19 protein-coding genes are annotated in these 20301 nt (G+C 32.1%); 1 reads left to right on the forward strand and 18 read right to left on the reverse strand.

Annotation, left to right across the window (positions count from 1 at the left end; all coding sequences use genetic code 11):
* Nucleotides 1-220 precede the first annotated feature (220 nt).
* The 7 genes from AC38BG_RS05695 to parE all read right to left on the reverse strand — a co-directional run bounded on the left by AC38BG_RS05695 (nt 221) and on the right by parE (nt 8480).
* On the reverse strand, nt 221-598 hold the full coding sequence (locus AC38BG_RS05695) for a hypothetical protein (RefSeq protein ID WP_489936899.1): 378 nt from the start codon (nt 596-598) through the stop codon (nt 221-223).
* Nucleotides 598-1200, reverse strand: coding sequence for a DUF1819 family protein (locus AC38BG_RS05700; protein WP_489936900.1), 603 nt, complete (start codon nt 1198-1200; stop codon nt 598-600). Before AC38BG_RS05700 ends, AC38BG_RS05695 begins: the two co-directional genes overlap by 1 nt.
* An 89-nt stretch (nt 1201-1289) precedes the next feature.
* Nucleotides 1290-1865, reverse strand: coding sequence for a peptidylprolyl isomerase (locus tag AC38BG_RS05705; protein ID WP_489936901.1), 576 nt, complete (start codon nt 1863-1865; stop codon nt 1290-1292).
* Nucleotides 1866-1932: 67 nt separating this feature from the next.
* Nucleotides 1933-2868: a manganese-dependent inorganic pyrophosphatase gene (locus AC38BG_RS05710; protein ID WP_489936902.1), complete on the reverse strand. Its 936-nt coding sequence runs from the start codon at nt 2866-2868 to the stop codon at nt 1933-1935.
* A gap of 27 nt (nt 2869-2895) precedes the next feature.
* Entirely contained in the window at nt 2896-3858 is a 963-nt protein-coding gene (locus AC38BG_RS05715; RefSeq protein ID WP_489936903.1) for a LysR family transcriptional regulator, read from the reverse strand.
* A 179-nt stretch (nt 3859-4037) separates the two neighbouring features.
* Entirely contained in the window at nt 4038-6521 is a 2484-nt protein-coding gene (parC, locus tag AC38BG_RS05720; protein ID WP_489936904.1) for a DNA topoisomerase IV subunit A, read from the reverse strand.
* Nucleotides 6522-6539: 18 nt separating this feature from the next.
* Nucleotides 6540-8480: a DNA topoisomerase IV subunit B gene (gene parE, locus AC38BG_RS05725; RefSeq protein ID WP_489936905.1), complete on the reverse strand. Its 1941-nt coding sequence runs from the start codon at nt 8478-8480 to the stop codon at nt 6540-6542.
* A 94-nt stretch (nt 8481-8574) separates the two neighbouring features.
* Here parE and plsY point away from each other — a divergent pair, with 94 nt between their 5' ends.
* Nucleotides 8575-9210, forward strand: a complete 636-nt coding sequence (plsY, locus tag AC38BG_RS05730; RefSeq protein WP_489936906.1) for a glycerol-3-phosphate 1-O-acyltransferase PlsY — start codon at nt 8575-8577, stop codon at nt 9208-9210.
* Between the two features lie 67 nt (nt 9211-9277).
* Here the strand turns inward: plsY and AC38BG_RS05735 are convergent, their stop codons facing one another.
* From AC38BG_RS05735 to AC38BG_RS05785, 11 genes are all read right to left on the reverse strand, one after another.
* Nucleotides 9278-10165: an aldose 1-epimerase family protein gene (locus tag AC38BG_RS05735; RefSeq protein WP_489936907.1), complete on the reverse strand. Its 888-nt coding sequence runs from the start codon at nt 10163-10165 to the stop codon at nt 9278-9280.
* Nucleotides 10166-10181: 16 nt separating this feature from the next.
* Nucleotides 10182-11570, reverse strand: coding sequence for an ATP-dependent protease ATPase subunit HslU (hslU, locus tag AC38BG_RS05740; protein WP_489936908.1), 1389 nt, complete (start codon nt 11568-11570; stop codon nt 10182-10184).
* Nucleotides 11571-11579: 9 nt separating this feature from the next.
* Nucleotides 11580-12104 (reverse strand): ATP-dependent protease subunit HslV, encoded by a 525-nt coding sequence (gene hslV / locus AC38BG_RS05745; RefSeq protein ID WP_489936909.1) that lies wholly within the window; start codon nt 12102-12104, stop codon nt 11580-11582.
* A gap of 117 nt (nt 12105-12221) precedes the next feature.
* Nucleotides 12222-13115, reverse strand: a complete 894-nt coding sequence (locus AC38BG_RS05750) for a tyrosine-type recombinase/integrase (protein WP_489936910.1) — start codon at nt 13113-13115, stop codon at nt 12222-12224.
* Nucleotides 13108-14424 carry a methylenetetrahydrofolate--tRNA-(uracil(54)-C(5))-methyltransferase (FADH(2)-oxidizing) TrmFO gene (gene trmFO, locus AC38BG_RS05755; protein WP_489936911.1) on the reverse strand — a complete coding sequence of 439 codons (1317 nt, stop codon included), beginning with the start codon at nt 14422-14424 and terminating at the stop codon, nt 13108-13110. Before trmFO ends, AC38BG_RS05750 begins: the two co-directional genes overlap by 8 nt.
* A gap of 118 nt (nt 14425-14542) precedes the next feature.
* Nucleotides 14543-16624, reverse strand: coding sequence for a type I DNA topoisomerase (topA, locus tag AC38BG_RS05760; protein ID WP_489936912.1), 2082 nt, complete (start codon nt 16622-16624; stop codon nt 14543-14545).
* Between the two features lie 71 nt (nt 16625-16695).
* Nucleotides 16696-17538: a DNA-processing protein DprA gene (gene dprA, locus AC38BG_RS05765; RefSeq protein ID WP_489936913.1), complete on the reverse strand. Its 843-nt coding sequence runs from the start codon at nt 17536-17538 to the stop codon at nt 16696-16698.
* Between the two features lie 52 nt (nt 17539-17590).
* Entirely contained in the window at nt 17591-18346 is a 756-nt protein-coding gene (rnhB, locus tag AC38BG_RS05770) for a ribonuclease HII (protein ID WP_489936914.1), read from the reverse strand.
* The gene (ylqF, locus tag AC38BG_RS05775; protein ID WP_489936915.1) at nt 18343-19182 is read right to left on the reverse strand and encodes a ribosome biogenesis GTPase YlqF; all 840 of its coding nucleotides are present in this window, start codon (nt 19180-19182) and stop codon (nt 18343-18345) included. Before ylqF ends, rnhB begins: the two co-directional genes overlap by 4 nt.
* A gap of 52 nt (nt 19183-19234) precedes the next feature.
* Complete coding sequence (locus tag AC38BG_RS05780; RefSeq protein WP_489936916.1) at nt 19235-19462, reverse strand: YozE family protein; 228 nt, start codon at nt 19460-19462, stop codon at nt 19235-19237.
* Between the two features lie 3 nt (nt 19463-19465).
* Entirely contained in the window at nt 19466-20290 is an 825-nt protein-coding gene (locus AC38BG_RS05785) for a DegV family protein (protein ID WP_489937848.1), read from the reverse strand.
* Between the last annotated feature and the right edge of the window lie 11 nt (nt 20291-20301).

Consider the following 20301-nt stretch of genomic DNA (forward strand, 5'->3'; position numbering starts at 1 on the left):
TTTAGTTAGATTATCTATGATTTGTTTTACATAATATAGATTATTAACAGAATATTTATTTAAAAAATTTTTTACCGATTTGTTCTTTCTTTATCGTTAAAATCAAGAAAAAATGATATATTACAGTCAATAATGTGTTACTTAATGTAGAAAAAAGAAATAAGGTTATTGGTAAATATCTATATTAAATAAAAAGGTTAGCACTCATGTGCTAGCCTATTTAATTATTTGAAATAAACAAGTCCATTCCATATTTAATTCTCTTCTTCTCTCCATTATCAGACTTAATAACCAAGTAATAATCTTTATCTAAATCATAATTTTTGTTTTGTATGTTAATCGTTATAGCTATCGTGCGATCAGCTGCTGACCCTACTCTCATAATGTCATAAACATCAAAAACTTTTAAATTTACTTTTGATGCTAATGGTGAGCTTTTTAGCTTATTTAACATTTTATTCATTTCAATAGTGTGATCAGCAGGATAATCAAATATATAATAACCTACTTCATTAGATAATCCTCTGTTAGCTTGAAAATTAGGATCAAGTAATTGCTCTTTTAAGTGATCAAACCTTATTTTTAAGTTTTCAGACATTATTTTTCTACTCCCAATGCTGCTAATTCATAATCTAACTTTGAAGCTTTCATTATTAATATTACTTGAGAATCTATTATTGGAAAGAGCAATTCATCTTCAGATTTATCCTTAATTTTCATTAATCCTGCATCCCTCAAAAAAGTTTTTATAGACCCTTTCACTCTTTTTTGAGTATTTAATGACCAATTATTTATTTCAGAACTTTCAATTTTCTTTTGATTAATAAAAGCTTCGATTTCATAATCTTGCAATAATGTTTCTTGTCTTAAAATTTTTGGTCGATAAACTTCATACATGAATTCATCTAGTAATCTGCTAGATAACATCAGTGAAAATAATGAAATTATTTTTTTATTTGTAATATTTAGGTCGCTATATACATCTATTAATGGCTTAGGTAACAACTTTATTCTCAAAGCCAAGTTCCTTGAACTTCTTTTTGCCCTAGTTGGCGTTGACATTTGAAAGACATTAGTTTTATCACTTAATTCTTTAATTTCAGCAATACTTTTTCCAGATTGATATAATTCAATGAATTTTGTCATTTCTAAAACCCATAGTGCATATGATGAAATTCCGCCATTATAACTTTGCTTCATAGATTACTCCTCATTCATAAATCTACTAACAATTATACATTATGCGTAAACTAAAAAAGCTTTGAAAATTCAAAACTTTTTTATAACTTCTATTCAACTGTTATTGACTTAATCACTACCTCATCTTTTGGCTTATCAGAATTATCTGTTTTGACTTTAGCTATTTTATCAACTATTTCCATCCCATCAATCACTTGGCCGAATACGGTATGTTTATAATCAAGCCAAGGTGTTCCGCCTTGCTTATAAGCTTTAACAATTTCATTTGGATAACCAGCTTCTTTTAATTGTCTGCTAATTCTCTTTGGAACATTCTTATTTTGAACAATAAAGAATTGACTACCATTTGTATTAGGTCCTGCATTAGCCATTGATAAAGCTCCTCGCAAGTTAAACAATTGATCTGAAAACTCATCTTCAAATTCATGTCCCCAAATACTTTGGCCACCTGCACCAGTTCCTTCAGGATCCCCACCCTGAATCATAAAATCACTAATCACACGATGAAATGTAGTTCCATCATAGTAACCTTTTTTAGCTAATCTAACAAAATTTTCTACTGTCATTGGTGCTTGTTTTGGAAATAATGTAATTGAAATATCACCAAAATTTGTATGCATAGTTGCATCAACTTTATGATCATCTAAATTTAATTGTGGATACATATTTTTTCACCTTTACTAATATAAATAAAGCTAGCTGCCCTTTTAGCAACTAGCTTTAAAATAATAATTAAGCATTAAAAGCATCTGTCAATGGTGGAACAACTTGCTTTTTACGTGATACAACACCTGGGAGTGCAACACTAGAGTCTTGCAATTTAACACCAAATGCTTTTTCAAAGTTTGCTTTCATTTCATCACTACCAACAACAATACCTTCTGAATCTGAATCTAAGATATTAGTAATAACTAAAACAAACATATCATAGTTGTTATCTTTACTTGATTTTTCCATTGCTTTAATGAAAGCATCTTTACGTTTCATAGCTTCTGGTAAATCAACTACATTAATTTGTGCAATTCTTACAGGATGACCATTTAATTCAAAGCTCTTAGCATCAACATCAATTAATTCATCTTCTGACTTATCAGCGATGTTAGTTCCTGCTTTTAACATTTCAAGACCATATTTCTTGAAGTCAACGCCAGCTTTTTCAGCTAAATCTTGAACTGCATGAACATCATCATCAGTAGTTGTTGGAGATTTTAATAATAAAGTATCTGAAATTATAGCTGACATCATAATACCAGCAATATTTTCAGGAATTACTACTCCAGCTTCTTGGAACATCTTCCATAATACAGTACTTGTACAACCAACTGGTTCATCACGGAAGAATAATGGCTTTGCAGTATCGAAGTTCATGATTCTATGATGATCAACAACATGAGTTACAGTTAGTTTATCAATATCTGAAACGCTTTGTTGAGGTTCATTATGATCAACTAACATAACTTCATCAACTTCATTAGCTGCTGTCTTAATTACTCTAGGTGCGCTAAACCCAAAAGTTTTTAATGCATATTGTGTTTCTTCATTAGCTTCACCTAATGCTACAGGTTCTGTATCATAGCCTTGTTGGTTTTGAAAATATGAATAAGCTATTGCAGTTCCAATTGCGTCAGTATCAGGATTTTGATGTCCAAAAATTAATTCTTTTGCCATTACAATTTGCCTCTTTACTAAAATTTTTTACTTATCACAGTTCATTTTACTAGACTTAACCAGTTTCTCCAAGTATTTATTCCATGCATCCGCAAAATTTGCAATTCGTGGAATTCGTAGTTTTCCTTTGCGATACATATAACAAATTTTAAAACTGTCATTACCTTTGATTCTTACTGGAGTCAAAGTAATTTTATCTTGGTGCATTTTATAATAGCTTTTAGAAACAAAAGTATTATATTTAGTAGCTTCAGCCGTTGCGATTAATTGCTCAGTATCCCCAAATCTGAACACTGGATTCATAGTGGTTCCAGTTTCTCTAACAAAGATTTGATCCATCAAACTAGCTAAATAATAATTTTTTTCAAAAGAGATCCACTTATCATATTTGAATTTGGTTATTGGATATTCTTTACAATGAATTAGATCTCGGTGTGTCAAAATGATTAATTCATCAGCAACAATTTCGTGTATTTCATATTGATGGAGTAATTTTTCATTGGTTCCAGTCACTTCAGGCATATATACAATTGCAAAATCTAATTGGTTAGCTTCAAGTTTATGCCAAAGATCTCGACGATTATATAAAGAATAGCTAATTGTAATATTAGGATATTTTTTGTTGAATTCTACTAAAAACTTTTCCAAAATATTAGACTTTAAAGTCATTAATACTCCAATTGAGATATGTCCTTCATCGGTTTTGGAATATTCTTGTATTTTACTTATGCTATTAGAGACCAACGAAAAAATTTTATGGGCAGTTTGTTCTAATTCAAAACCAGCTTCAGTTAAATATAACTTCTTACCCATCTGTCCAAATAAAGGCGCTCCAATTGCACGTTCTAACTTTTTAATTTGTTGAGTTAATGCGGGTTGTGTAATGCCAAGAATTTGAGAAGTCTGCGTGTAATTCATATTGTCAACAAGTTGTAAAAAATAATGTAATGATTTTGCTGATAAAACTGTATCAATATTTTCCTTAGACATTTCTTTTCCCTCCTTCTTAGTTAATTATTAGAAATATTTTTTAAATATTAAAATTGCGTATTATGCTTTGATAGCCTTAAAAACTCAATACATTATAATAATAACTTATATAACACAAAAAGGGCAAATTAATGCCCTTTTTAATCATTTATAATTTTATACTTATAAAACCATAAGTTTTAATCAAATAAATCAGAAACGTCTCTTGCTTGCTGACCTAATGGTCTGCCTAACTCCATTTTCGTTGGAACTCCATCCGTAGTAGGATCTAACACAAATGAACCATTGGAGTATCTATCACCTAAAGGATACTCATTAGTATTAACTTTTATAATTCTGTGACTAGTAGTTGTAATTATTAATTGATGGTTTTGATAATATCCAGCTAATGCTTCAATACGATGAGGTTTAGTTTTTAATTCTCTTAAGACTAAAACTCCACGTTTTGCTCTAGTAACTAAATTAATTAAATTCAACTTAAGCTGCTTGAATGCCCCTCTTTGCGTAATTAACCCAATTATTAAGTTATCAACTTGTGCAGGTTTAACTAATACATATGACACTACATAATCATCTGCTTTTAAGTTAACTGACTTAACTCCAGCTGCTCTTGCACCTAAAGTTGGCACCTCGCTCACTTTATACCTAACTGCATAAGCTTGATTAGTAAATAAAGAGATTTCTTGTTTACTATCTGGTTTTATTTTGTCTACACGAACAACTCGAGAGTTTTCAGTTTTAACTTTAATTGCCATCATAGCTTTTGATTTATAAGTCCGAGTAGGTTGAATATTTTCTAACTCTAGTTGCTTAATATATCCATCATTTGTTGCAATTAAGAAATTACTTTGTTCATGTAAATTCTTGAAGTCAAATACTCTGATAATTAATTCATCAGAAGCAAGTCCAATTTCTTGTGATAAATGTTGTCCTGTTTCTTTCCACTTAGTTTCAATTAATTCATGAACTGGTCGATAGATAATATTGCCTTTATTAGTAAACAAATATAGATTACTTAAAGTTGACAGATTTTTTTCAAATACTACTGCATCCCCATCAGGCAATCCATTATCTCCAACATCAGTTGACTGATATGAGCGAATAGAAGAGCGCTTTAAATACCCATCTTGACTAACCAATACTCTCACTTCTTCATCTGCAACTAATGCTTTTTCATCAATTGTAATTTTAGAAGTATGCTCAGTAATTTCAGTTCTTCGTTCACTACCAAAATCTTTTTTGACTTTAGTTAATTCTTTGATAATTTGTTTTTGTAATACTTTTTTGTTAGCAAGTAACTTTTCAAAACGAGTAACTTCTTTATTTAAAGTTTCTTGTTCTGAAACTAATGCATTAACATCAGTATTAGTTAAACGATACAGCTGCAAAGATACAATAGCTTCTGCTTGTCTTTCAGTAAAATGATATTGTGCAATTATGTTTTTCTTAGCGTCAGCTTTGTTTTTTGAACTTCTGATTGTTTTAATCACAGCATCTAATATATCTAAAGCATGAATTAAACCTGCAATAATTTCTAGGCGATCTTGATCTTTTTTAAGATCATATTTTGTTCTTCTAGTAACTACATCTTCTTCATGCAAAATGTATGCATGTAGGATTCTTTTTAAACTAGCTTGAACTGGTGCCATTTCATCAATAGCCACCATATTGAAATTATAAGAGACTTGCAAGTCAGTATTTTTAAATAAATAGTTCAAGATATTTTGTGAATCAGCACCCTTTTTTAATTCAATGACAATTGCTAAACCATGACGATCAGTTTCATCACGAACTTCACTAATTCCATCGATTTCACGATTTAATCTAATTTCATCGATTTTTTTAACTAAAAAGGCTTTATTCACATTAAATGGAATTTCAGTTACTACAATTTCTTGTCTCTGACCTCTAATATCTTGAATTGCAGTCTTTGATCTAACTTGGATTCTTCCACGGCCAGTTTCATAGGCTTCTTTAATACCTTTGGTACCTAAAACAATTCCACCAGTTGGAAAGTCAGGTCCTTTAATATATTGCATTAAATCATCTAAACTAGCATCTGGTTTTTTAATCAAATGAATTATTGCATCAATTACCTCAGCTAGATTATGCGGTGGGATTTCTGTAGCATATCCAGATGAAATTCCAGTTGCTCCATTAACTAACAAATTAGGAAATTGTGCTGGTAATACAGTGGGTTCATATTCTGTGTCATCAAAATTCAAAACCATATTGACAGTTTCTTTATCAATATCTTGCAATAAAACATTAGATATTTTACTTAATCTTGATTCTGTATAACGCATTGCAGCTGGACTATCGCCATCCATTGAACCATTATTGCCGTGCATTTCAATTAATGGCTCACGCATTTTCCAGTCTTGTGATAAGTGAACTAAAGCTCCATATATAGAACTATCACCATGAGGGTGAAAATTACCCATAATGTTACCAACTGCCTTAGCAGCTTTTTTAAAGGCTTTATCATAAGTATTATTATCTTTATACATTGCATATAAAATTCTACGCTGTACAGGTTTTAATCCATCCCTAATATCAGGCAAAGCTCTTTCTTGAATTATATATTTAGAATATCTTCCAAATCTTTCACCCATTACCTGAGCTAGTGGCATATCGGTGATTCGTTCAGTTTTTTGTGCCAATTAAAATCATTAACCTTTCTATTGATTTTCTAAAATTGAAGCTTCTTCACCCATTCTAAACTTCACATTTTCTTCAATCCATTTTCTTCTTACAGCAACTTTATCACCCATTAAAGTGGTGACTCTGCGTTCGGCTAGTGCTGCATCATCAATTAATACTCGAATTAACATTCTAGAATCAGGATTCATAGTGGTTTGCCACAATTGATCAGCATTCATTTCACCTAATCCTTTAAAACGCTGCAATGAATAGCCATGACCCAGCTGTTTTTCATCTTTTGCAAGTTCTTCATCAGTCCAAGCATATTCAATCTTAGTATTTTTGCCCTTGCCTTTTTGCAAGCGATATAAAGGAGGCAATGCAATATAAACTTTACCAGCTTCAATCATTGGTCTCATATAGCGATAAAAAAATGTCAAAAGCAATATTTGAATATGGGCACCGTCATCATCGGCATCAGTCATGATAATGATTTTGTCATAGTTACTATCTTCTACTTTAAACTCATTGCCAACTCCTCCACCAATGGTGTAGATCATAGTGTTGATTTCTTCATTTTTGAAGATATCAGCTAATTTAGCTTTTTGAGTATTTAAGACTTTACCTCTTAACGGCAAAATTGCCTGGAATTTACGATCACGGCCTTGTTTTGCAGAACCACCCGCAGAATCACCTTCGACTAAAAATAATTCATTACGCTTTGGATTGCGTGATTGAGCAGGTGTTAACTTACCAGATAGAATTTCTTTCTTGCGTTTTTTCTTGCCATTACGACTTTCATCACGGGCTCTTTTAGCAGCTTGTCTTGCATCTCTAGCACGTTGAGCTTTTCTAACTAAATCTTGAGCCCACTCACCATTTTCCATTAAATAGTAAGACATTTTTTCATAAACAATACTATCTACAACACTTCTAGCCTGAGGAGTACCAAGTTTTCCTTTAGTTTGACCTTCAAATTCTAATAGCTCTTCTGGAATCTTAACTGATAAAACTGCACTTAAACCTTCCCGGTAATCAGAGCCCTCAATATTTTTATCTTTTTCTTTTAATAAACCTTGTTTTTTAGCATATTCATTAAATGCTCTAGTAAATCCGCTGCGTGCTCCAATTTCGTGACTTCCACCATCAATAGTTCGAACATTATTAACAAATGAAACTAAGCTTTCTGAATAACTATCACTATATTGTCCACTAAATTCTACTTCAATCTCATCTTGCTTGCCTTCAAAATAAAAGACGTTCCCAATAGTATCTTTGCCTTCATTTAAATATTCAACAAATGACTTGATACCATCATCATATTTAAAGCTTTCATGATGATTTGGTTCTCTTTCATCAGTTAAATTAAATCTAACTCCTTTCAGCAAAAATGCAGATTCTCTGATTCGCTCTTCGATAGTTTCATAATTAAATGTTGTTGTCGAAAAAATAGATGCATCTGGTTTAAACGTAATTGTAGTACCAGTTTTTTCATTAGTTTTGCCTAAATCTTTTAAACTTCCTACAGGTTTACCACCATTGCGAAATTCTTCTTCATATGCTCGACCATTTCGTACAACATGTACTTTTAAATAAGACGATAACGCATTAACAACTGATGATCCAACACCATGTAACCCACCTGAAGTTTGATAAGTTTTTTGAGTGAACTTACCACCTGCATGTAATACAGTCAAAATAACTTCAATTGTTGGAATTCCTGACTCATGCATCCCAGTTGGCATCCCTCTCCCAAAGTCTTGAACTGTAACACTGTTGTCTTTATGAATAGTTACATTAATTTCTTTACCATATCCAGCCATTGCTTCATCGACTGAATTATCTACGATTTCATAAACTAATTGATTCAATCCATGTATATCAGTTGATCCTATATACATTCCAGGTCGTTTTCTAACGGCCTCTAATCCATGTAAAATCTGAATTGAAGAATCATCATATGTATTTTTATTACTCATTAATTTCTCCATTTATCTAAAATTACAGAAATAAAAACCCCATTTTGTTAAATCTTTTGCTACAATACCAATAGACTTAAAAGGGGTTGTATTTATGGCTGCTATAAAAATAGTGCTGTTAATTATTTTAGCATATCTTATCGGTTCTTTTCCTACTGGTGTGTTAGTTGGTAAAATTTTTTTCAAAAAAGACATTAGGAAATTTGGCTCTGGCAATACTGGATCAACAAATAGTTTTCGTGTATTAGGACCTGGTGCTGGAACAATAGTTTTAATTATTGACGTTTTAAAGGGTACTGTAGCCTCGCTATTACCACAATGGACGCATTTGGGGCCACATTATTTAGTTTTAGTATTTGGTGCAATTGCTATTTTAGGACATACATTTTCTATCTTTTTAAAATTCCATGGTGGTAAAGCTGTTGCCACAAGTGCAGGAGTTTTACTAGGTTATAGCTTAAACTTTTTCTTAGTTTGTGCAATAGTTTTTATTCCAATGGTCTTCATTACCAGCATGATCAGTGTATCAAGTTTAATCTCAGTAGTAATAATTTTTATTGCTTCATTTTTCTTTCATGATAAATATTTAACGATAGTAGCTGCAGGAATGGTTATATTATTTTATGCAAGACACATTTCTAACATCAAGCGCATTCTCAATCATGATGAAAACATGGTACCATTTGGTTTATATTACTGGTATAGAAAAAGAAAGAACAAATCTAAATAAACCAATAAAAGTCATACTTTGAAATTTTCAAAATATGACTTTTTAATATGTCTTATATTTTAATAAATTACTCTGCACTATGGAATGTCATTTCAAAACCACCTTGCCAAGTTTGCCCCTTTGATAAACGATTCATTCCTTTTTTATCTTCTAATTTACCATCACTGTCTAATGTGTCTGCAATTCCCCACCAAGGCTCTACACAAACATAATCTGCAGATTTAGGATATTGTGACCAAATTCCTACATAAGGAACATTTTTCATCCATACATTTATATGATATTTATTTTGATCATTTTTTAAAGTAACTTTGTTTTCGGATCCGCGTAGTTCATAAACTAAAGCATCATTTTTAAATAAATTATCAGTAATTGTAATTGGTGTATCAATTGCAGATAGTGTTCTATTTTGCCAATCAAGATATGGCGCTTTTAATGGGATTCTAATTCGATCTTTCAAAGGCATTATTTGGAAATAATAATCATCGCGCTTTAAATGCGCATTAGTTGGTAAATTAAATCCAGGATGTCCTCCAATACCAAAGATCATTTCACCATCGGTTTTATTAATTACTTCAAAATCTTCTCTAATCAAATTATTTAATAGCGAATATGTGACACGCAATTCGAATTTAAAAGGATATTTTTTCAAGGTTGCTTCAGTGTCTTTCAAAGAAAAAGTTATACTGTCAGCTTTTCTTTCAAACACATCAAACTCCATATCTCTAGCAAAACCGTGTTGACCCATATGATATGTTTTGCCTTGATAAGTATATTGATCACCTTTTAGTCGACCAACGAAAGGAAACAATATTGGTGCATGACGACCCCAAATTTTAGGATCAGCTTGCCAGAGATATTCCGTGCCGCTGTGGTTATCTTTGACACTTTGCATTTGAGCTCCATCTGAAGAAATAATCACAGTTAAAAATTTATTTTTTAGTTCATAGTTCATATGTCAAAATCCTTATTTACAAAATAAATTTAGTTAAGTCTTTATTTTTAATAATATCGCTTAATTTTTTCTCAACATAGGCTTGAGTGACTGTTATTTCACCCATTTCCATATCAGGGCCTTCAAATAATACATCTTCGAGCAATTTTTCTAAGATTGTAGCTAGTCTTCTAGCACCAATATTATCAGTTCCTTGGTTGACATCATAAGCAATTTGAGCAATTTTTTCGATTGCTTCTTTAGTAAAGATTAAGTTTACACCATCTGCTTTTAATAATGCACTGTATTGCTTTAATAATGAATTTTCTGGATCTTTTAAAATCTTGACAAAATCATCTTGTGTTAATGCATCAAGTTCAACTCTGATAGGGAATCTACCTTGCAGCTCAGGAATCAAATCACTAGGTTTTGATTCAGCAAATGCACCTGCAGCTATGAATAAAATATGATCTGTTGAAACTGAGCCATATTTAGTTTGAACAGTAGAACCTTCAACAATTGGTAAGATATCTCGCTGAACACCTTCTCTTGAGACTTGACCATTTTGTTGTTTATTACCAGCAGTAATTTTATCAATTTCATCAATGAAGATAATTCCATTTTGAGTGGTTCGTTCAATTGCTTTTTGATATAAATTGTCATAATCAACCATATTATGAGATTCTTCTTGAATCAAAACTTCTCTAGCATCCTTGACAGCCAAAGTTCGTTTGATTTTTTTCTTAGGTACTAAATCTCCTAACATTGAATTCATATCCATTCCCATTTGACCCATCATATCACTCATTGGGTTAACCTTAGGAGCTTCAGTTACTTCAATAGTTACTTCGCGATTTTCAAGTAAGCCTTTGCTTAATTTATCAGCTACACTCAAACGTTCATTGCGAATGTTATCATCTACTTCTTCAGTAGGTTCACTAGGGTTTTCATTGCCATTCATAAGCATTTGCATCATTTGCTGCATTTGATTTTCACGTTTTTCACGTTTGATTCCAGGAACTAGTAATTTAACCAGTTTTTTATTAGCTCTTTTTGTAGCTTCTGCTTTTACTTTAGCAAATTGATCTTTTTCTTCCATACGAACAGCTTCTTGAACCAAATCACGAACCATTGATTCAACATCACGTCCAACATAACCAACTTCAGTAAACTTCGTAGCTTCAACTTTTACAAAAGGCGCCTCAACAATATTAGCTAATCTACGTGCAATCTCAGTTTTACCAACACCGGTAGGTCCTGCCATTAACATATTTTTAGGTGTGATTTCTTCTTGCATGTTTTTTGGCAATTGCAAGCGGCGATATCGATTATATAAAGCAATCGCAACTGCTCTTTTAGCTTCTTGTTGTCCAATAATATATTGATTTAATTCATTAACAATTTCTTTTGGAGTTTTTACTGACATTTTTTTACCTTAAATTTCATCTGTAATAATTTCATGATCTGTAAAGACATCAATTCCGGCTGCAATATCGACGGCTTCTTTAGCAATTTGACTAGCAGTCATGTTTTGTGAATGCCTTGTCATAGCTAATGCAGCAGATTGTGCAAAATTACCACCAGATCCGATTGCTACAACATTTTCATCTGGTTCTAATACCTCACCATTGCCTGAAATTAACAATAAATCTTTTTGATTAAACGCTATTAACATTGCTTGCAATTTTTGCAAAGTAGGGTCTTTGCGCCAACTTTGAGCCATCTCTACTGCAGCTCTGCGCAAATCGCCAGAATAAGCCTCTAGTTTGCCTTCTAGCATCTCTTGCAAACTAACTGCATCAGCAACCCCTCCAGCAAAGCCAATAATTACTTTGTCATGATAAATTCTTCTAATTTTTTTAGCCGTTGCTTTAGCAATAACTTTTTCACCTAAAGTTACTTGCCCATCACCAGCAATAGCAGTTTTTCCATTATATTTTACGGAACATATTGTTGTCATAATTAATTGTCTCCTTTAATTGTGAGATAATTTACAATTACCTACTAAAACCATGTTATCAGTTTTGGAATATAAAAACACCAAAAAAGAAAACATTTTCATAAGTTTTAACTTTTTCTATTTTGGAAAATATTTATCATAATTATCTTTCAAGTGCTTCATAGTCACATGAGTATAAGCTTGAGTTGATGATAGATTTACATGTCCTAATAATTCTTGAATTGTTTGTAAATCCGCTCCATGATTGAGCATTTGAATTGCAAATGTATGTCTTAATTCATGTGGATGAACATTTTGTTCAATTCCATTTTCTTTAAAGACTTTCTTCATGACATATGAAATCCCCGTAGAAGTTAATCTATCCCCCAACCTATCTAAAAATACATAGTCATTGGTTTTATTTTTTAACAGAATTGGACGACTTTTACTTAGATATGCCAATAAAGCAGTTTTAGCAGGATTGCCAAAATCAACATAGCGATCCTTTTTACCTTTACCATGAACTAAAATCATTTTTAAATCAAAATCTATTTGATTTATCATCAAATGACTCATTTCACTTACACGCATCCCCGTCGCATAAAACAATTCAAATAAGGCTCGATTACGCATTGTAAAAGGATCAGTTGCAGTTAGTGAATCAAGCAACCCATCAATCTCATTTTCATAAAAAAAATCTGGTTGTTTTCTTTTTCCTATAGCAAATTCTATATCCATAGCGGGATTATTAGTAGTCAAATGTCTACGAACTAAAAATTTATAAAAAGACCTTAAACTTGATAACTTTCTAGCTTGAGTTGTCTTAGCATTTTTGGTATCCAATGTTTGCAAATAAAGCACAATATCATTAGTTGTCACTTTATTCCACCCTAAAAAGCCCTTATTTTTTTGAAAATAAGTTTGTATTTTTTGTAAATCTGTTTTGTATGCAGTAATAGTTTTAGAACTATATTGACGCTCATATTTTAAATAATTGATAAAAGCATTAATTTTATCATCATCGCTATCCATTTAATTCATCTCGCATAAATTCAGATAAAACTTCTAATCCACGTTCGCTAATCAATTGCTTGCGCAAGCGCTTATTACGTTCTTTATGATCTAATTTAGGAATTAATGCAAAACTTGCATTCATAGGTTGGAAATGCTTTACATCCACACTAGTAATATATTTTGCCATTGAACCTAAAGCGGTTTGCTTAGGAAATACAACTGGTTGCAATCCTTGCGCTTTTTTAGAAGCATTGATTCCAGCTACTAACCCGCTTCCTGCACTTTCTACATAACCTTCTACTCCAGTCATTTGACCTGCAAAAAATAATCCAGCTTGTTTTTTTGATTCATAAGTTGCATTTAGCATTGCAGGACTTGCAATATATGTATTTCTGTGCATTTTTCCATATCTGATAAAACGTGCATTTTCTAAACCAGGAATCATTGAGAAAACCCGCTTTTGTTCACCATATTTTAGATGAGTTTGAAACCCAACGATATTGTACATAGATCCTGCAGCATTATCCTGACGCAATTGTACTACTGCATATGGAATCTTTCCTGTTCTTGGATCTTGTAGTCCAACTGGCTTTAAAGGTCCAAATAACATGGTTTTAATTCCACGCTTAGCCATTACTTCAATTGGCATACAACCTTCAAAAACATTTTTGTTTTCAAAACCATGTAGTTGTGCAGTTTCAGCCTCAATTAAATTATTAGCGAATTTTTCAAATTGCTCTTGATCCATTGGACAATTAATATAAGCAGCTTCTCCTCGATCATAACGAGATTTTTTATATGCAATATTCATATCAATCGAATCAGCCGCAACAATTGGGGCTGCTGCATCAAAAAAGTGCAAACTATCAACCCCAGCGAATTTAGTAATACTATTAGCCAAATCATCACTAGTTAAAGGACCGGTTGCTACAATGGTAATCCCATCTGTTGGTAATTGAGATAACTCTTTTTGATGAACTGTCACATTATCTAAACTATTAAGTTTATCAGTGACCATTTGACTAAATTGACCGCGATCAACAGCTAATGCACCACCTGCAGGAACAGCAGTTTGATCTGCACATTGCATTATTAGAGAGTCTAGTTTTCGCATTTCTGCTTTTAATAAACCAACTGCATTAGACAATTGATCTGAACGCATTGAATTAGTACATACTAATTCAGCAAATTTATCTGTTTGATGGGCTGGTGTGTGTTTTACTGGTCGCATTTCATATAAATCTACTTCTATATTGCGTTTTGCTAGTTGCCAAGCAGCTTCACTACCAGCTAATCCAGCACCAATTACAGTTACTTTTTGAGGCATATTACATCTTTCCTTTATCTTGTCTTTGTTTAAAATCATATCATTTATTTTACAATACAGGATATTTTCTTGATTACAAAAATAAAGCCCATCTCTGAGCTTTATTATCTATTATTATTTAATCATTATCTGGAACTTCTTCGCGATAGTCTCCATTTGGACACAAAATTATTAAACCTTTCTTAGTCTTTTTTTCTACTAAGAAATGTCCATCATTTGGACAATTACGTCCTACAGGCTTATCCCAAGAAACAAAGTCACATTTTGGATAGCGTGAACATCCATAAAATTTACGACCACGTTTTGATTTCTTTTCAACAACTTGGCCTTTACCACACTTAGGGCAAATAACTCCAATTTCTTTAATAATAGGCTTAGTATTACGGCAATCAGGGAAGCGTGAACAAGCATAAAATTTACCATACCGTCCCATTTTTATAACCATTGGAGCGCCACAAATATCACAATTGAAGCCAGCGGGTTCATCTTTAATTTGAATTTTTTCCATTTCAGAATCAGCTTTATCTAGTTCTTTTGAAAATGGCTTGTAATATTCATCAATAACTTTTACCCAATTATTTTTTCCTTCTTCGACTTTATCCAAATCAGATTCCATTTGAGCTGTAAAATCAATATTAACAATGTCTGGGAAGAACTTTTCAATTAAACTATCAACAATTTCTCCTAATTCAGTAGGAACTATTGATCTACCTTCTAGTTTTACATAATAGCGTCTTTGAATTGTGTCGATAGTTGGTGCATATGTAGATGGACGACCCACACCATTTTCTTCTAGTGCATGAACTAAGCTAGCTTCAGTGTATCTTGCAGGTGGCATAGTGAAGTGTTGTTTTGGATCAACTTTTGTTAATTTTACTTGATCATTTTCTTTTAAATCAGGTAAATCAATATTTTTTTCATGTGCATTATCATAAACTTTTGTAAATCCAGCAAATTTTAATACAGAGCCTGTAGTTCTAAAAATAACACCATTTTGTTCAATATCTGCACGAACAGTATCATAAACAGCAGGTGTCATTTCACTTGCCACAAATCTTGACCAAATCAAAGTATATAAGCGTAATTGTTCTTTAGTTAACACTGATTCCAAAGACTTTGGTGTTCGATAAACACTTGTTGGTCTAATTGCTTCATGGGCATCTTGAGCATCTTCTTGGTTTTTGAAATGACGTTGTGATTTAGCGGCAAATTCACTACCATATATTTCATTTATAAATTTTGAAGCTTCTTGTTGAGCAATTGGGGAGGTTCTTTTTGAATCTGTTCTCATATAGGTAATCAATCCAACTGTTCCTTGCTTACCTAAACTAATACCTTCATATAGCTGCTGTGCTATACTCATAGTTCTTCTAGTTCGATAACCAAGTCGCTTATTTGCTTCTTGTTGCATTGTAGAAGTTGTAAATGGAGCAGCTGGTTGGCGTTTACGTTGCTTTTTGACAACTTTTGTTACTTCAAATGCCTTTTTTCGGTCAATTCTTGCTAAAACTTCTTGCACTGCATCATTGTTAGGTAAATCAGTCTTTTTACCATCTATTCCATAAAAGCTGCCTTGAAACTTTTTTCTTCCCTTAGTAAATTCACCATCAATTGACCAATATTCAACAGGTTTAAAGTTTTTAATTTCCTTTTCACGATCAATTACAATTTTTAAAGCAACCGATTGTACTCGACCAGCACTTAAGCCCTTTTTGACTTTTGCCCATAAAATTGGACTTAGTGAATAACCAACAAGTCTATCTAGTATTCTTCTAGCTTGCTGGGCATCCACAGTATCCATATCAATAGTTCTTGGAGTCTTAAATGCATTTTTGACAGCATCTTTAGTTACTTCATGAAATGCTACACGATTTTTTTCTTTTTCATCTAGTCCTAAAACATGAGCAACATGCCAAGCAATAGCTTCTCCTTCTCGATCGGGGTCAGATGCTAAATAAACATATTTAGCTTTTTTTGCTTCTTTTTTCAATTCTTTAATTGTGTCGCCCTTACCACGAATTGAAATATATTTTGGCTTATAATTATCATCAATATCAACACCCATTTGTGACTTAGGCAAATCACGAATATGTCCCTTTGATGCAATAACATGGTAATTACGTCCAAGATATTTTTCAATTGTTTTGGCTTTTGCAGGCGATTCTACAATAACTAAATTCTTTTTTCTTTTAGTAGGCATCAAATGCCCCTTTCTTATTTGTTAAAATCTTGATTAGTCTAAAATAATATCATTAATATTGTCAAATAATATCATTCAAAAGCGAAATCTTTCAAATTAATAATTGGAATAGCTCCACCAGCAATTAACTGATTTGGACCTTGTGATAATTGCTTTGTAATTAAACCAGGTATTGCATAGATATTTCTATTTTCTTGCAAGGCAATGCTTGCAGTAATTAAAGAACCTGATTTTTGTTTTGCTTCAGTGACAATAACATGTTTACTCAATCCTGCCAAAATTCTATTTCGCTCTGGGAACCTAAATGGTCTTGGTGGTGTATCTGGTAAATATTCACTTAATATTAATCCAGTTTCAGCAATCTGGTTTTGCAATTGATAGTTTTCCTTAGGATAAAAATGATTTAATCCATTACCAACAACTGCAATAGTCCCTATATTATTTTTTATAGCTTCTTGATGAGCTAGAGAGTCCACCCCTCTAGCTAAGCCACTAGCAATCAAATAGTTTTGTTTACCAATTTTAGGAACTAATTCACTAATTACTTTTTCGCTATATTTTGTAGGATACCGCGAACCGACGATTACTGCAATTTCTTTTTTAAGTAATTGAATATTTCCTTTGGCAAATAAAATTAATGGTGGGCAATAAATCTCCCTTAATTGCATTGGATAAATATCATCAAAAAAGGAGATTACCTGACATTGCTGATAAATACGATCTAATTTTTTATCATATTCATCAGACTCAAATGCCTTTATAGCAATCCTTTTTATATCATCTGGAATATTTAATGAGCTTATTTGGCTTTTAGTGACCAGATTTTGTTGCAACTGTGATGCAATTAATAATGTCTTTTTATATCCTATATTTTTTGTGAGCTTTAATCTTAATAAGAAATCTGTAATATTCATTTTTTATCCCCCTATTATATAAGTACGACAAAAACTAGAAATTATTACTTTTTTATTTAAAAAATTCACTCACTGGTTCAAAACTTTTGCGATGGATAGGAGTGGGTCCAAATTTTTGCAGTGCTTCAATGTGTTTTTTAGTTCCATACCCTGCATTATTTTCAAAATCATATTGAGGATAAATCTTAGCATAGTCATCCATCAATTGGTCACGAAAAACTTTTGCGACAATTGAAGCTGCCGCAATAGAATTAGATTTACTATCGCCTTTGATTAATTTTATTTGTGGAATTTCTACAGGTATCTGCATTGCATCAACTAATAAAGTTTGTGGCTTGATATTTAATGCATTAACAGCTTGTGCCATCGCAACTCGATCAGCTTCATAAATATTAATTTTATCAATTACTTCAGGTGATGATGTTCCTATGCCTACTGCAAGTGCTTCTTTTAGAATCTTGGGATATAGCTCCAATCTTTTTTTAGGAGATAATTTTTTAGAATCATTAACTTCAATTAAATCAAAATCCGAAGGCAAAATCACAGCTGCTGTAACTACAGGCCCAGCTAGTGGCCCACGTCCTACCTCATCCACTCCTGCCACTAACTTATTTTTATTCCAATAGTGTTTTTCATAGATAAATCTATTTTGAAAAGCTAACTTTGCAAGAGTTAATTTTTCTTGCCGTTTTTGATATAAGACTAATAACTTTTTCACACCAATTCTAGGATCAGACTTTAATTCATTAAGTTGATTTTCACTAATACTTTGACTAGTAAGTAACTGTTTTATTTCTTTAATTGTCATGGTCTGTCTAAAGTGATTCTTCCTATCTTACCTTTTCTTAAACGTTGTAAGAAATAAAGCGAAAAGCGTTCATAATCATCACGCATTCCATATTTTTCTGTCATTTGTAATAAAAGTTCAGGATTAGTTTCAGCTAAGACTTTTTCTTTATCAATTCTTGAAAACTTTACAAAATCTGCCAAATAATATTTTTTTAATAATTCCGTGACATATAACGCAACATCATCAGCATGAAACACGCTGTCTTTAATTGCACCTAGAGCAGCTAATTTATAACCAACTTCTTGATCTGAAAACTTCGGCCATAAAATTCCTGGTGTATCTAAAATTTGAATGTTAGTATTTGTTTTTAGCCAGCTTTGCCCTTTTGTGACGCCTGGCCTATCTCCAACGATCGCAACGTTTCGGCCAACCATACGATTAATAATCGTAGATTTCCCACAATTTGGCACACCTGCTAATGCAATTCTGATCATAGGATTGGGTACGCCTTTTTCTTTTAACTTATTAGTTTTCTCAGCAGCAGCTTTTTTTACAATCGCAAAAACATAATCCATATTAGTATTGTGTTGTGCATCAAGAGAAATTACAAATTTACCCTTTTCAGCTAACTTCTTTTGCCATTTTTTAGTTAATACTGGATCTGCTAAATCTGCTTTATTCAAAATAATAACATGTGGCTTATTCCCAGCAAGCTCTGCAATCATTGGATTACGTGAAGCTACAGGGATTCTTGCATCAACGATTTCAACTAAAACATCAATTAAATTAAGCTTATCTTCTAATTGATTTCTAGCTTTATTCATATGTCCTGGATACCATTGAATTGTTGACATTGTTTTTCCTTTCTAATCACAAAAAATACCAAGCAACTAGCTTGGCTATCATTTATTCCATATGTTCTACATATAATTGATAAGCATGGTCAAATATGCTCATTGCAGGTAAATACCCAGCATTTTCTTCTAGATATTCAGATAATTTTTGATAATCTTGTTCCTGTTTTGGAAAAGATTGGTCATGTTGCGCATTATTAGCAAATTGAGCAACTTCATCTAAAGAATCTGGATCGCGGCGAGTCATTAAAAATCTATAAAAGCTTTCTCTATATGCCATTATTTACTCCGTATAATATTCAATTGCATATGCACCATGTCCAGCATGAGTTATTATTATAGGACTAGTTTCTTGAATCATTACTTCAATATCTGGCTTAACTTGCTTGATCTTTTCAGCTATAATTTGCATCTCTTCTGGTGTATCTACATAGGATATCCCTATTTTTTTAATATTAGATGTTTGTTTAATTTTATCAATTAGATAAGTATCAAATTTTTTAGTAAATTTTTTACCACGACCACGTTCTGCAATTTCTAATTTGCCCATTTGCATTTTTAATGCAATTCGAATATTTAATAAGCTAGCAACTCTTCCTGTTAAAGTACCCAATCTTCCCCCTTTGATAATATTAGTTAAATTTGTAACCATCATTGATAGGTTCATATTTTTTTGGATTTGTTTAAGATGAGCTAATATTTCATCAACATTTTTTCCAGCATCAATATCTTGTGCTGCAGCAATTACTTGAAATCCTTCAGCCCAATCGATATATTCAGAATCAACGATTGTTGTTTTTGTTTCAACTAATTTAGCAGCTTGTTTTGCAGCGTCAATAGTCCCACTTAAACTCTTAGTCATAAAGATTCCCAAAATCTCGCTACCATCTGCAGACAACTCTTTCATTTTATCTACAAATAGTCCAATTGAAGGTTGACTGGTTTTTGGTAATTCTTTAGCTGCATCCATCTTTTGGATAAAATCTTTTCTAGTAATATCTTTTCCATCAACATAAGTTTTATTATCAATTGTGATGGACAAAGGGACAACAGTTATATTATACTTTGTAATTTCTTCTTGAGTTAATTGAACTCCAGAATCTGTCATAATCTTAATCA

The sequence above is a fragment of the Lactobacillus sp. M44 genome (genome assembly GCF_058130005.1).